This window comes from Janibacter massiliensis, from assembly GCF_900289115.1.
Lineage (GTDB): Bacteria > Actinomycetota > Actinomycetes > Actinomycetales > Dermatophilaceae > Janibacter_A > Janibacter_A massiliensis.
The window spans coordinates 382829-396438 of record NZ_LT985196.1; the positions used below are offsets into that span (position 1 = coordinate 382829).

At 76.3% G+C, this 13610-nt stretch carries 16 protein-coding genes; 6 read left to right on the forward strand and 10 right to left on the reverse strand.

Annotated elements, in window-relative coordinates; genetic code table 11:
• The first annotated feature begins 54 nt into the window (after window positions 1–54).
• Both DAA34_RS01895 and DAA34_RS01900 read left to right on the forward strand, forming a co-directional pair.
• Window positions 55–2358: a DEAD/DEAH box helicase gene (locus tag DAA34_RS01895; protein ID WP_106817379.1), complete on the forward strand. Its 2304-nt coding sequence runs from the start codon at window positions 55–57 to the stop codon at window positions 2356–2358.
• 52 nt (window positions 2359–2410) lie between these two features.
• Window positions 2411–2962 carry a hypothetical protein gene (locus DAA34_RS01900; protein ID WP_106817380.1) on the forward strand — a complete coding sequence of 184 codons (552 nt, stop codon included), beginning with the start codon at window positions 2411–2413 and terminating at the stop codon, window positions 2960–2962.
• A gap of 15 nt (window positions 2963–2977) precedes the next feature.
• Here the strand turns inward: DAA34_RS01900 and DAA34_RS01905 are convergent, their stop codons facing one another.
• The 10 genes from DAA34_RS01905 to DAA34_RS01950 form a co-directional block, all read right to left on the reverse strand.
• The gene (locus DAA34_RS01905; protein WP_106817381.1) at window positions 2978–3328 is read right to left on the reverse strand and encodes an Rv3654c family TadE-like protein; all 351 of its coding nucleotides are present in this window, start codon (window positions 3326–3328) and stop codon (window positions 2978–2980) included.
• A complete protein-coding gene (locus DAA34_RS01910; RefSeq protein WP_106817382.1) occupies window positions 3318–3704 on the reverse strand; it encodes a TadE family type IV pilus minor pilin in 387 nt (128 codons plus the stop codon). Before DAA34_RS01910 ends, DAA34_RS01905 begins: the two co-directional genes overlap by 11 nt.
• Before the next feature lies 1 nt (window position 3705).
• Entirely contained in the window at window positions 3706–3897 is a 192-nt protein-coding gene (locus DAA34_RS01915; protein WP_106819675.1) for a DUF4244 domain-containing protein, read from the reverse strand.
• Window positions 3898–4056: 159 nt separating this feature from the next.
• Complete coding sequence (locus tag DAA34_RS01920) at window positions 4057–4752, reverse strand: M50 family metallopeptidase (RefSeq protein WP_106817383.1); 696 nt, start codon at window positions 4750–4752, stop codon at window positions 4057–4059.
• Between the two features lie 4 nt (window positions 4753–4756).
• Window positions 4757–5152: a lipoprotein gene (locus tag DAA34_RS01925; RefSeq protein ID WP_106817384.1), complete on the reverse strand. Its 396-nt coding sequence runs from the start codon at window positions 5150–5152 to the stop codon at window positions 4757–4759.
• 74 nt (window positions 5153–5226) lie between these two features.
• A complete protein-coding gene (locus DAA34_RS01930) occupies window positions 5227–5805 on the reverse strand; it encodes a type II secretion system F family protein (protein ID WP_158707554.1) in 579 nt (192 codons plus the stop codon).
• On the reverse strand, window positions 5802–6494 hold the full coding sequence (locus DAA34_RS01935; RefSeq protein WP_106817385.1) for a type II secretion system F family protein: 693 nt from the start codon (window positions 6492–6494) through the stop codon (window positions 5802–5804). Before DAA34_RS01935 ends, DAA34_RS01930 begins: the two co-directional genes overlap by 4 nt.
• Window positions 6491–7552, reverse strand: a complete 1062-nt coding sequence (locus DAA34_RS12350) for a TadA family conjugal transfer-associated ATPase (RefSeq protein WP_234354066.1) — start codon at window positions 7550–7552, stop codon at window positions 6491–6493. Before DAA34_RS12350 ends, DAA34_RS01935 begins: the two co-directional genes overlap by 4 nt.
• Complete coding sequence (locus tag DAA34_RS12355) at window positions 7549–8238, reverse strand: hypothetical protein (protein ID WP_106817386.1); 690 nt, start codon at window positions 8236–8238, stop codon at window positions 7549–7551. The genes DAA34_RS12350 and DAA34_RS12355 overlap by 4 nt, the downstream gene beginning before the upstream one ends.
• 306 nt (window positions 8239–8544) lie before the next feature.
• Window positions 8545–9402 (reverse strand): Fic family protein, encoded by an 858-nt coding sequence (locus tag DAA34_RS01950; RefSeq protein WP_106817387.1) that lies wholly within the window; start codon window positions 9400–9402, stop codon window positions 8545–8547.
• Window positions 9403–9476: 74 nt separating this feature from the next.
• Between DAA34_RS01950 and DAA34_RS01955 the strand changes: the two genes are divergently transcribed.
• Genes DAA34_RS01955 through DAA34_RS01970 form a run of 4 tightly spaced genes read left to right on the forward strand, consistent with a single transcriptional unit; the run spans window position 9477 to window position 13397 of the window.
• Window positions 9477–10673: a histidine kinase gene (locus tag DAA34_RS01955; protein ID WP_106817388.1), complete on the forward strand. Its 1197-nt coding sequence runs from the start codon at window positions 9477–9479 to the stop codon at window positions 10671–10673.
• Window positions 10674–10690: 17 nt separating this feature from the next.
• Window positions 10691–11482: a LytR/AlgR family response regulator transcription factor gene (locus DAA34_RS01960; protein WP_234354067.1), complete on the forward strand. Its 792-nt coding sequence runs from the start codon at window positions 10691–10693 to the stop codon at window positions 11480–11482.
• Window positions 11479–11877, forward strand: a complete 399-nt coding sequence (locus DAA34_RS01965; RefSeq protein WP_199847397.1) for a DUF485 domain-containing protein — start codon at window positions 11479–11481, stop codon at window positions 11875–11877. Before DAA34_RS01960 ends, DAA34_RS01965 begins: the two co-directional genes overlap by 4 nt.
• Complete coding sequence (locus DAA34_RS01970; protein ID WP_325027412.1) at window positions 11874–13397, forward strand: sodium/solute symporter; 1524 nt, start codon at window positions 11874–11876, stop codon at window positions 13395–13397. The genes DAA34_RS01965 and DAA34_RS01970 overlap by 4 nt, the downstream gene beginning before the upstream one ends.
• Window positions 13398–13610: the final 213 nt, after the last annotated feature.

Consider the following 13610-nt stretch of genomic DNA (forward strand, 5'->3'; position numbering starts at 1 on the left):
CGCCGCGAGACCGCCACGGCGCGGTGGATTCAGGTCGAACTACCGTAGACGACCGTGACCAGCCCGCTCGACGCCCTCGCCGCCGGGCGCGGGGAGCGGCTGCGCCACGTGACCCACCTGCCGGCGCGGCCCGGCCGGACCGCGCCGTGGCCCGGGTGGGTCGCCCCGCCGGTGTCCGAGGCGTTCCGCTCCGCCGGGATCGACGCGCTGTGGACCCACCAGGCGCAGGCGCTGGAGCACGTCGCCGCCGGCCGGCACGTCGTCGTCGCGACGGGAACGGCGAGCGGGAAGAGCCTCGTCTACCTGCTGCCCGCCCTCACCGCCGCGGTCGACGGGTACGCCCCCGGCGCCGGGCCGGACGAGGGTCCGGGGTCGTGGCGGCCGCGCGGGGCGACGGCCCTGTACCTGTCGCCGACGAAGGCGCTCGCGGCCGACCAGCTGGCCCGGATCGAGGCGCTCGCGGTGCCGGGGGTGCGCGCGGCCACCTACGACGGGGACACCCCGACCGACGAGCGGCGGTGGATCCGTCAGCACGCGAACGTCGTCCTCACCAACCCCGACCTCGTCCACCACTCCCTGCTGCCGCACCACGACCGGTGGGCGGGGCTGCTGCGCTCGCTGACGTACGTCGTCGTCGACGAGTGCCACACCTACCGCGGGGTGTTCGGTGCGCACGTCGCGCTGCTCCTGCGGCGGCTGCGCCGGGTGGCGCAGCGGTACGGGAGCGACCCGGTCTTCGTCATGGCGTCGGCGACGGTGGCCGACCCGGGAGGCCTCGGAGAGCGCCTCATCGGATCGCCGGTGGAGGCGGTGACGGACGACGGATCACCCCGCGGGCCGATGACGGTCGCCTTCTGGGAGCCACCGACGGACGAGGACGGCCCCCGCCGCTCGGCGACGACGGAGGCCGGCGAGCTGCTCGGCGACCTCGCGTCCACCGGGGTGCAGACGGTGGCCTTCGTCCGATCGCGCGCCGGGGTCGAGGCCGCGGCGGCGGGCGCCGCCCGGCGGGTGGAGGCGCGCGGCGGCGACCCGGGCGAGGTCGCGGCCTACCGGGGTGGGTACCTCCCCGAGGAGCGGCGGGCGCTCGAAGCGCGCCTGCGGGAGGGGTCGCTGCGCGGGCTCGCCGCGACGAACGCGCTCGAGCTCGGGGTCGACGTCGCGGGGCTCGACGCCGTCGTCGTCGGGGGCTGGCCGGGGCGCCGGGCGTCGTTCTGGCAGCAGGCCGGCCGGGCCGGGCGGTCGGGGTCCCCTGCGACGGTCGTCCTCGTCGCCGCGGACGACCCGCTGGACACCTACCTCATGGCCCACCCCGCGGCGGTCCTCGGTGAGCCCGTCGAGGGATCCGTCTTCGACCCCTCCAACGTCCACGTGCTCACGCCGCACCTCGCGGCCGCGGCGGCCGAGCTCCCCGTGACCGAGGCCGACGAGCGGTGGTTCGGCTCGCGGATGCGTGGCGTCCTCGACGACCTCGTCGGGCGCGGGGTGCTCCGGTGGCGCCCGACGGGCTGGTACTGGACCCGGCAGGACCGGGCGGTCGACCACGTCTCGCTGCGCGGGATCGGGCAGGTCGTGTCCGTCGTCGAGCGGCGGACGGGGCGGGTCGTCGGGACGGTCGACGGGGCGTCCGCCGTGGCCCAGGTCCACGCCGGGGCCGTCCACGTCCACCAAGGGGTCACCTACGTCGTCACCGATCTCGACCTGGAGGACGCGACGGCCCACGTCGTCCGGGGCGATCCCGGGTGGACGACGCACGCCCGCGCCGAGTCGGCCTTCGACGTCGTCGCGGAGGAGGACGGCGTGACCCACGGGCCGGTGCGGGTCAGCCGCGGCGTGGTCCGGGTCCGTTCCCGGGTCACCTCGTTCGTCCGACGGCTGCCGAGCGGCGAGGTCATCGGCACCCACCCCCTCGACCTGCCGGAGCAGAGCCTGACGACCCGTGGGGTGTGGTGGACGATGACGCCGGACGCGCTCGCCGCGGCCGGGATCGACGAGGTCGACGTGCCGGGCGCGGCCCATGCCGCCGAGCACGCGGCGATCGGGATGCTCCCGCTGCTGGCGACGTGCGACCGGTGGGACATCGGCGGGGTCTCGACCGCGCTCCACCCGGACACCGGCCTGCCGACCGTCATGGTCTACGACGGGTATCCCGGGGGTGCGGGATTCGCCGAGCACGGGCACCGGGTCGTCGACGGCTGGCTGATGTCGACACGCGACGCGATCGCCGCCTGCCCCTGCGACCGGGGTTGCCCGGGGTGCGTGCAGTCCCCCAAGTGCGGCAACGGCAACGAGCCGCTCGACAAGGCGGGCGCGGTCCGGCTGCTCGACCTCGTCCTGGCGGCCCTGTCAGAGGGGTGAGCCAGCCCTCAAGGTCCTGCCCCCGGGGCGCGCGCCGACTACGCTCGCCCGTGTGCTGATCCTCGGAGCTCTCCTCGTCCTGCTCGCGCTGGCCTTCGCCGCCTTCCTCGTCCTCGGCAGTCGCGGCAGCGACCAGCTCGTCGACCTCACTCTCGGCGGCCAGACGTTGAGCCTGTCCCCGCTCGCGCTCGTCGTGGCCTCGCTCGCGACGATGGCGGTCCTGTGGCTCGGCACGATGCTCGTCCGCCTCGCCCTCGCGTCGCGGGCGAAGAAGCGCCGTCAGCGCAAGGAGGAGGAGCGCGCCGCCCGCGAGCGCCTCATGGCCCGTGAGGACGAGCGGATCCGCGAGATCGAGGAGCGGGAGCGGGCCCTGGAGGAGCAGCGGGTCTCGACGGAGATCGCCCGCGAGCGCGCCGAGGCCGCCGAGCGCGAGGCCGAGGAGCTGCGGCGCTCGCAGAGCGCGCCGATCTACGACGGGGGTCCGACCGCCGCGTCCGAGCGGCGTGAGGGTGTGACGACCGAGCGGGTCGACGTCGCCCCCGAGCCGCGGTACGTCGACCGCCACGACATCGACCCGGACGGGACGGGCGCCACCCGCGCCTGATCGAACCGTCCGCGGTTACCCCGTCGGCCCCGCACGGGCAACCGCGGACGCGGGGCCCACGTCGGCCGGGACGATCGGCGTGAACGGCACGGTGACCGTCGCCCGGAAGACGCCCCCGCCCTCGTCGACACACGTCGTCAGCTCCCCGCCGTTGGCCCGGGCGGTCTCGGCGCCGACCACACAGCCGTCTGCCCCAGACCGCGCCGCCGTCGCGGCGGCCAGCGCGCCGAGGTCCGCGGCTGCCTGGGCGCGGCGGGACGTCGCGACCGCGTCGAGCACCGTCAGCGCCCCGACGAGCACGGCGACGAGCACCCCGATCCCGGCGACGACGAGGACGGTTGCGGACCCTCGCTCGTCAGCGAGCACCGGGCACCTCGGTCGACTCGGTGACCGCGGTCGACGTCGAGCTCGGTCCCGGCACCCCGATCGCGCGCAGCGCCGGTGACCCCGGGGCGGTCACGGTGACCCGAACCGCCGGCAGGCCGGCGACCGTCGTCGCAACGGTGTCGACCGACGCACCCTGCGGCGCCTGGGCGACCGCGGCCGCGCGGGCCGTCCCGGCGTGCTCTCCCCGGGCGAGCACGCGCGCCGAGGTGCGGGCCGCGTCAGCGCACCGGATCGTGTCGATCCCGTGCCCGACCGCTGCGAGCGCGAGCAGCAGCACCGCGACGAGCGCGGGGATGGCGACCGCGAGCTCGGCCGTCACCATCCCCGCGTCGCCGCCACGAAGGGGGTGGCTCATCTCAGCGCTGGGCGAGCGCGTCGGTGATGATCCCCGACAGGGCGGACTGCACCGGACCCGACTTGACGACGAGCATGAGCACGAGCGCGAACGCCACCGCGGCGAGCGTGCCGACCGCGTACTCCGCGGTCGTCATCCCGGCCTCGGCGGCCTCCTGCACGTGCCGCCAGCGGCGCACGAGGTAGTTCTTCACGTGGTCCTCCTTCGACGAGGGTGACCGGTCGTCACCCGTTCGCCGACCACGCTCCCGGCCCGTCGCCGTCGGGAACACCACCGTCACCGCCCCTGTGGACGGAGGTGGCGGCGGGCCAGCCGCTGTGGACGTCGCTGCGCGCCAGATCCGTGCGATGGCTCAGACGATGCGCAGGGCCGACCACGCCCACCACGTCGACAGCGCGAGGACGACGAGGAAGGAGAGGTTCCACAGCAGGCGCGGGATCCCCGTGAGCCTGGCGAGGACCGCCGGGTCGCTCGTGCGGGATCGATCGCCCAGGACGGCTGCGAGGTGCCGCCACGCCCCGACGAGCAGCACCAGCCCGACGCCGACGAGCAGCCGGGCCTGGAGCGAGTCCGAGCGCCACCACCACGCCGATCCGACGGCCGCGAGGAGGGAGACGGTGACGACGGCCGTGAGTGCCGAGCGCGCCCGGACGAGGGCGACGAGAAGGACCGGCAGGGCGAGCGCGAGAACCGGGGCCGCCCATCCGCGACCGGCGGCGACGATGACCGCGGCCCCGACGACGGCCGGCGCGGGGTACCCCGCCCACGTCGTCGCGACGCGCCCGGCACCCTTCGCCGGGCCGACCGTGACGGCGTGCCCCGACATGTCGCCGTTGACGACGAAGCCGGTGAACCGCCGACCGCACAGGACGCCCACGAGCGCATGACCGAGCTCGTGGACGAGCGTGACGAGGAGCCTGACGAGCGACCACACGTACGGGGCCAGCACGACGAAGCCGACGACGGCGAGCAGGACGAGGAGCTGGACGGCCTCGAGCGGGACGGGGTCGGTCGGCGTGACGCGGCGGATCAGGTCGGTGGCGTCCACCGGGTCAGCCCCCGACGACGCGCCACTGGCCCTTGATCTTCTTCACCCCGATGTCGTGAACCCGCCCGTCGTTGGCCTTGACCTGGACCGTCCCGGTGCCTGCGTCCTCGTCGATGTCCGAGCCGGCGACCTCGAGCTCGCCCGAGACGTCGCGGAAGAACTGCTCGTCGTCGCCGACGGACCTCTCCATGGCGTTCTCGCAGGACCCGGCCTCCTTGTCGAAGAGGTCCTTCAGACCCGGGTCGATCCGCTCGCACACGCCCTCCCAGTCCTTGCCCTGCAGCGCGGTGTGGAACTCGACGACGGCCCGCTCGGCATCGTTCTGGGGACCGTCCTGTCCGCACGCCCCGAGGCCGAGGGCGACGACGGCGGCAAGGGCGAGGGAGACGGCGGTGCGCATGCGGGTCCTTCTCGGGTGGGAGGCGAAGCGGAACGCCGGGTGCACGGCGCAAGAACCAGCCTACGGAGCGTGCCTCACGATCCGCTGAGCGCCCGACCCGCCAGGGCCGCGACGACCGGCACGACGGCGGTGCACACGAAGGCCGGGAGGAAGAGCAGCCCCAGCGGCACGACGAGCATGACCCCGGCCTTCGCCGCGGCAGCCTCCTGGCGGCGGCGGGCATCCTCCCGGATGCGGGCCGCCGCGCCCAGGACCGCGGCGGCGGGCGGCGCCCCCGTGCGGTGCGCGACGGTGAGCGCGAGCGCCGCCGGGCGCCACACGGGATGGGCGTAGGCCCACGCCTCCTCGGGGGTCCGGTCCCACCGCATCGCCGCCGCGACGACCCGCAGCTGCCGCCCGGCCACTCCCCCGGCGACGTCCGCGGTCTCCTCGATCGCCTCGGCCGTGCCGCGCCCCGCCCGCAGCGCGACGGCCAGGAGGACGAGCGCATCGGCGCAGTCCTCGACGACGAGGTCGTCCCGCGGTTCGGCCCGTCGTTCACCCCCGGCCTCGGTCGTCGCCCGGTCACGCATCGACAGCGACCGGAACCCACCCCCGCGCCGGGTGGGCCACAGGGCGACGGCGGCGGCAAGCAGGACGAGCACGAGGATCACGAGGCCACCTCGACCACCGGCGGGCGGACGGCCCGCGCGAGCAGCCACTGGCCCACGACCCAGCCGCTCGCGGCGAGCGCGACCCCGAGCCCCGTCACGAGGAGGACGACCGGGTTGCCCGTGTAGGCCTCGAGCGGGTCGAGCCCCAGGAGGAGGGTGACCCCGGGGCCGAGCGCGGGCAGGCAGCACAGGAGCGTCATCGTGGCCCGCGACCCGGCCGTCTCCGCGTCGAGCCGGGCCCGGGCGGCCTCGGCCGACCGGAGGGCCTCGGCGACGGTCGCCACGGCGTCCGCGACCGGCGCCCCCGTCCGTTCGCTCAGCTCCCACGCGTCGGCGAGCAGCCGCACCCGGGGTTCGAGCCGCGCCACGCGCTGCAGCTCGCGCCCGAGCCCGAGCGACCCGCCCCGCTCGGCGACGGCCGCGAGCTCGGCCCACCACGGCGGCGGGTCCTGCAGGTCCGGCCAGCCGTCGACGACGACGCGCAGCGCGGCCGACGGGGTGAGCCCTGCGGACAGCGTGAGCGCGAGCACCTCGACGACGGAGGCGAGGTCGGGGCCCTGCTCGCGGCGTCGGCGCAGCCGCTCCCCGACCCACGCGGACGGGGACCGGCCGGCCTGCGACGGCAGGAGGCGCCGGCGTCCCGGCCACAGGGCGACCGCCGCCGCGAGGCAGAGGAGGACCCACGTCATGCGACACCACCGAGTGGCTCGATCGCCTCGACCACCCGCCCGCCCGGCCCGCGTCGCAGGTGGACCACCCACTCGATCGCGCTGCGCAGCTGCGTCGCGACCGCGTGGGCGTCCATCCCGGCCAGCGCCCCGAGCGCCTCGAAGCGCGCGGGCACGTCGGCGGCCCGGTTGGCGTGGAGCGTGCCGCACCCACCGTCGTGGCCGGTGTTCAGGGCCAGGAGCAGCTCGCGGACCTCGGCCCCGCGCACCTCGCCGACGACGAGCCGGTCGGGCCGCATCCGCAGCGCCTGCCGCACGAGGTCGACGAGATCGACCCGCCCGACGCCCTCGACGTTCGCCTGGCGCGCCTGGAGCCGCACGGTGTGCGGGTGGTCGACGGCGATCTCGGCGACGTCCTCGACGACGAGGACCCGCTCGGACGCGGGGACGAGCGCGAGCATCGCCGCGAGCAGCGTCGTCTTGCCCGTCCCGGTCCCACCGGTGACGACGAACGATCGGCGGGCGCGGACGATGTCCTCCAGCCGGTCGCGCTGCCCGGGGGTCATCATCCCGCTGGCCGCGAGGTCGGCCAGGGTGCGGGCCATCCGGCGGGGGATCCGCAACGACACGTGCGCTCCGTCCCCGGCGAGCGGCGGGAGGATCGCGTGCAGCCGGACCCCGCCGTCGAGGAGGCCGTCGACCCAGGGCTGCCCCTCGTCGAGGCGCCGACCGGCCAGGCCTGCGAGCCGCACCGCGAGCCGGCGCACCGCCTCCGGGCCGTCGAGGTCGTGCTCGACCGACCGCTGGACACCGCGCCCGCGATCGACCCAGACCCGGCCGTCGCCGTTGACGAGCACGTCGGTCACGGCGTCGTCGCCGACGAGCGGAGCGAGGGGGCCCAGGCCGACGAGGTCGTCGGCGAGACGGACGGCCGTCGCCAGCGTCCCCGTCTCACCCAGCCTCGCTCGGTCCGCCGCGGCCACGTCCTGGAGCACCCGGGTGGCGGGGGTGGTCCCGGCCCGGATCCGTTCCTCGATGGCGCCGTCGATCCCCCGCGCGGATCGCGGTCGCCCCGTCACGAGGCCACCGCCCGGTGCCCCGGCTCCACGACCGAATCGAGGACCCGGTCGGCCACGCGGGCGAGCGAGCCAGCGGTCCCGGGCCAGCGACCGGCGGCCTCGTCGACGGGGAAGCGCGGGACGTCCGGGAGGTGGGCGGCCAGGGGCAGCCCCAGGTGGGCCGCGACGACCTCGGCGAGGTCCTCGTCCCGGCGCGGCCCCCGCGTGACGAGGACGGGCAACCCCTCGTCGGCGGGCCACCCGAGGACGACCCGGTCGGCATCGGCCACCCGTCTCGGGGACACCCCCGCGACGAGCACCGTCGAGGCGTCGGCGTCGGGCCCGCCGGGACCGGGGCCGTCGACGACGACCACGTCGGCGACCTCCGTGATCGCGGCGAGCACCGCGCGGTGGACGGCCTCGGGAACGCGCGCGCCGGAGACGTCCCCGGCCAGGACCGGGCACTCGTCCTTCGGCAGGCCCGCTGCGAGGAGCCGGCCGTCGACCGCGCCGTCGAGGTCGGTCAGGTCCGACCAGCGGTAGCCGTCCTCGTGCTCGATGCCGCAGGTAACGTCGAGCGCCCCGAGGGGGTCGCCGTCGACGAGGACGGTCCGCAGTCGGCGACGCGCCGCGCGGGCGGCGAGCGCGGCGGCGAGGACCGACGCGCCAAGGCCTCCGGAGGCGCCGGTGACATGGATGGCGGGCATGCGCCGAGTCCACCCCGGGGGGTCGGCGCCCAGCCATCCCCGGCGCCCGCCTGTGGACGACGCCCCGGCGCGGGCTGCGCTGTGGACACCGGCGCCGGAACTGCTCGCGGGAACGGGGACGGCCCCGGTCCTGGGGGGGAGTGGACCGGGGCCGTCGACGTCGGGGTTCGAGGGGGGGAGGAGCCCCGACGCCGTCGCTCGACCCGCAGGGAGCGACGGCGCAATCGTGTGCCATGCGACCCACCCAGCGCAAGTGTGGAATCCGCGCCGCCGCCGTACCGCAGGACGCCGGCGCAGCCGTGCCGCCTACCCCAGCCGACCTGCGAGAACGGCGTCGGCGATGCCCTGGCCCTCGAGCGCGCCCGCGACGACCGCGTCACCGCAGTGGGTGAGCCACAGCACGAGCCCGTCGGGGCCTCCGGTCGCGTACGCGGTGAGCGCCCCGAGGTAGGCGGTCCCACCCTGCGCCCCGTGGCCCGCCTCCGGCACGACGACGGCGGTCGGGTCGAGCCCCCCGGCCTGGATGATCGCCCGTTCCATCGCCCGGGCGACGACGCCGTTGCCCCGGGTGAACGGGCGGACGGCCGCAACCTCGGCGTGGACGATCGCCGCGACGACGAGGGTCGGGATCCGCCCGTGGGCCGCGACGACCCGGGTCAGCGCGTCGAGCCGCGCGCGCATCTCGCTCACCTCGGGCGCGGGACCGAGGTCGACGAGCTCGCCGCACTCCTCGCCGGGGTTCCGGGGCCGTCCGAGCTGCGCCGGATCCTCGACGAGGTCGGCCGCCGCCGCCAGGTGCAGGCGGGCCAGCGCTTGCAGCGGCGCCGCGAGGACGACGGACCGCACGTGCTCAGCCTCGCTCGTCGCGGTGACGGCACCGCGCAGCACCCGCTCGCCCGGGTCGGGGTCTGGCGACCAGTGCCGCGCCCCGCACGCGAGATCACGGACGATGTCGGCCGAGCTGCGCGCGCCGTCCAGCTCGGCGCTCGCCCACGCCCCCCGGACCCGCGACTCCGCGGCCGCCTCGGGGATCCGCCGGCGCAGCGCCTGGTGCCACCGCAGCCGGGTGCACGCCTCGCGAGAGTCGTCGACCGCCGTGACGACGGCCGGCAGGGCGGCGATCTGCGAGAGGGCGTCGACGACGGGGTCCGGTTTCGAGCTCACGCGCAGAGCGTAGGTGGGCCCTGCGCCCGGCCCGCCACGGCACGGGGAGCCGCGCACCCGGCTAGCGTGCCCGGGTGACCACGGGCCTGCACCTGCCGACGGCGATCGTCGTCGCGACGACGCTGGTCCTGCTGTGGGTGCTCGGCCAGGTCATTGTCCGCACCCGGCGCCCGCGCGGAGGTTTCCTCAGCGACGCCGACCGCGCCACCCACGAGACCCTGCACACCGCCTCGCTCGCCGCCCGGGAGCTGCGCGAGGGGCTCGACGACTCCGGCGTCACCCGCGCCGCACCGCACCTGCGCGCGATGCTCGGCACCCCCGCGATCGCGGTGTGCGACCCGACCGGGCCGATCGTCTGGGAGGGCGTCGGCGAGCACCACCTGACGAGCGCCCACGGGCACGCCGAGCAGGCCCGTCGCACCGGCCGCACCGTCGCCCTCACCGAGCGCGACGTCCGCTGCCCCGACCCCGACTGCCCCGTGCGGGCCGCCGTCGTCACCCCGATCGTCGCCGACGGCCGGCTCGTCGGGACCATCGCCGCCTACGGCCCGAGCGTCACCTCCGGCCTCGCGCTCGCGCTCGAGGAGGTCGCGCGGCTCGTCGCCGACCAGGTCGAGCTCGCCGAGCTCGACCTCGAGCGCACACGCGCCGTCGAGGCCGAGCTGCGGGCCCTGCGTGCGCAGATCAGCCCGCACTTCGTCTACAACTCGCTCGCGGCGATCGCCACGTTCGTCCGGACCGACCCCGACCGGGCCCGTGAGCTCCTTCTCGAGTTCGCCGACTTCACGCGCTACGCGCTGCGCCGCGGCGGAGCCTTCACGACCCTGCGCGAGGAGCTGCAGAACGTCGAGCGCTACCTCGTCCTCGAGCAGGCCCGCTTCGGCGACCGGCTGCGCATCAGCCTCCGGATCGACCCTGCGGTGCTGCCCGTGCGCGTGCCCTACCTCGCGATCCAGCCGCTCGTCGAGAACGCCGTGCGCCACGGGCTCGCGCCGAAGGAGGGGCCCGGGCACGTGACCCTGACCGCGACCGACCGCGGGACGGACGTCGAGGTGTCCATCGAGGACGACGGCGTCGGCGCGGACCCCGAGCACGTCCGGCGAGTGCTCGACGGCCAGCTGCGGACCGACTCCGTCGGCCTGGGCAACGTCGACGCCCGGCTCCGGCAGGTCTACGGCCCGGCTGCCGGGCTCGTCGTGGACACCGCGCGCGGGGCCGGGACGAGGGTCGCCTTCCGGGTTCCGAAGTTCCAGCCACACGAGACCGACTGACCGGTAGCATCCCGCGCATGCCGAGCGCGATGGCGGGCGAGGACGCCCACGGCCGCACCCCTGCCGTGCCCGGCCTCACCGTCCTCGTCGTCGACGACGAGGCCCCGGCGCTGTCGGAGATGCAGTACCTCCTCGAGCAGGACGAGCGCGTCGGCCGGATCCTCACCGCGTCGAGCGGCACCGACGCCCTGGGCGTCCTCGAGCGCGAGCGGGTCGACCTCGTCCTGAGCGACATCTCCATGCCCGGGCTCGACGGCATGGCGCTGGCCCGCGTCGTCTCGCGCTTCGCGGAGCGCCCGCGGATCGTCTTCGTCACCGCGCACGAGGAGCACGCGGTCGACGCCTTCGCCCTCGACGCCGACGACTACGTCGTCAAACCCGTGCGCGCGGCGCGGCTCCGGGAGGCCGTGCGCCGGGTCGTCCAGGCCCAGCCCCGGGAGGCCGCGCCGGCCGACCAGGAGCCGCCGGAAGAGACGGTCCCGGTCGAGCTCGCGGGGGTGACCCGACTCGTCAAGCGTTCGGACATCCGCTGGGTCGAGGCGCACGGCGACTACGTCCGACTCCACACGGCCACCGGCGGGCACCTCGTGCGCATCCCCATGGCGACCCTCGAGGAGCGCTGGGCGTCGGTCGGGTTCGTCCGCATCCACCGCAGCACCCTCGTCTCGGCGCGCCACATCCAGGAGGTGCGCACCGACCACGGCCGGTGCACGGTGGTCGTCGAGGGCATCCCCCTGCAGGTCAGCCGCCGCCACACCCGCGACCTGCGCGAGCTCCTCGCCCGCGGGGACGCGGGGGTCTCCCTGTGAGCCGCGAGACCACGGGACCGGCAACGCCCGAGACCCCCCGCCGGGTGCGGGTCACCCGCTCGGCCGCTGCGCCCAGCACGCCGCGGCGCTCGGCCCGCCGGCTCGACCTCGCCGAGCAGACCGGCCTCGGCCAGGTGTGGGTGAGCGACCTGCTGCGGGCGCAAGGCCGTCTCGCGCTCGGTGTCATCGCCGTCGGGATCGTCGGCCTCGGGCTGCTGCCGGTCCTCTTCGCGCTCGTCCCGGGCTCGGCGGGCATCCGGGTCCTCGGCGTGCCCTTCCCGTGGCTCGTCCTCGGCGGCGCCCTCTACCCGGCGGCGGTCCTGCTCGCCTGGGTCCACGTCCGCGGGTCGGAACGGATCGAGCGCCAGTTCGACGCGACGATCCAGCGCCAGTGACCCTGCTGGCCGTCGCCCTCGTCTGCCTCGCCACCGTCGGGGTCGGGCTCATGGGCGGCCGGTTCTCCCGGGCCACGAGCGACTTCTACGTCGCGAGCCGGTCGGTCGGCGCCTCACGGAACGCGAGCGCGATCTGCGGCGAGTACCTCTCGGCGGCGAGCTTCCTCGGGGTGGGCGGGCTCGTCTTCGCCGGCGGCCTCGACATGCTCTGGTTCCCCGTCGGGTACACCGTCGGCTTCCTCGCGCTGCTCGTCCTCGTCGCCGCCCCGCTGCGCCGGTCGGGGGCGTACACCCTCCCCGACTTCGCCGCCGCCCGGCTGGGCAGCCGGCGGGTCCGCCGGGTCTGCGGGGCGCTCGTCGTCCTTGTCGGCTGGCTCTACCTGCTCCCCCTCCTGCGCGGCGCGGGGATTGCGCTCGAGCACCTCGTCGGGTCCCGGCCGTGGGTGGGCTCGACGCTCGTCGCGGGCGTCGTCGCGGTCACCGTCGCGGCCGGCGGGATGCGATCGATCACCCTCGTCCAGGCCGGCCAGTACTGGTTCAAGCTCGTCGCGCTCGCCGTGCCCGCCCTCGTGCTCGTCGCGCTGTGGGCCCACCGGGGTGCCCCGGCCATCGACCCGCCGCCCGGCTGGTCGCAGCCGTTCCACGGTCTCGGCGTCACGGGCCACCCCTTCTACGCGACCGTCTCGACGATCCTCGGGCTGTCGCTGGGGACGATGGCGCTGCCGCACGTCGTCATCCGGCTCTACACGAACGCCGACGGCGCGGCCGCCCGGCGGACGACGGTGCTCGTCGTCGCGCTGCTCGGCCTCTTCTACCTCTTCCCGCCCGTCGTCGGCGTGCTCGGCCACGTCTTCCTCCCGCCCGGGTACGCCGGGGACGTCGACGCCGTCCTCCTCGACCTGCCGCGCGCGGCGCTGGGCGGTCCCGCCGGCGAGGCGCTCGCTGCCCTCGTCGGTGCCGGGGCCGTGGCCGCCTTCCTCTCGACCGCCTCCGGGCTCGCGATCGCCGTCGCGGGCGTGCTCGACCAGGACGTCATCTCCCCCGTGCGGCGGCCCTGCTCGGGCGTCGTCGGCGAGGGCGGGTCCGTCGGCGGGTTCCGGCTGGGGACGGTCCTCGCCCTGCTCGTCCCGCTGCTGCTGAGCCTCGTCGTGCCGCCGCTCGGGCTGGCGACGACGGTCGGTCTCACGTTCTCGGTCGCCGCGGCGACGTTCACGCCCCTGCTCGTCCTGGGCGTGTGGTGGCGGGGCCTGTCCACGGTCGGCGCGACGGCGGGGATGCTCGTCGGGGGCGCCACGTCGTTCGGGTGCGTGGGGCTGTCCCTCGTCCGCGGTGATGCGCCCGGCGCCTCGTGGGCGACCGCCCTCGTCGCCCACCCGGCCGCGTGGAGCATCCCCCTCGCCTTCGCGACGGCGACGGTCGTCTCCCTCGCGACGCCGTCCTCGATCCCCCGCGGGACCGACCGCTTTCTCGCGCGCCTGCACACCCCGGAGTCTGCGCAGGGCGTGGCGCCCCGGGGCTGACCCCCCTCGCGCCGCGCGACTCGACTCCCGGTCATCGGATCCGGTGACCGGGAGCCGATTCGATGGGCGCGAAGCCCCCGATCACCTCGCCCCGCCCTCGCCCGCGGCCCGGCCACCCGGTCGCGCGCGGACGACCGCTCGGCCGCGCCCGGCGACCGTTCGGCGGGGGCCCCCCCGCCGTTGGACTGGCTCTTTTACACATCTCCGAGCCCA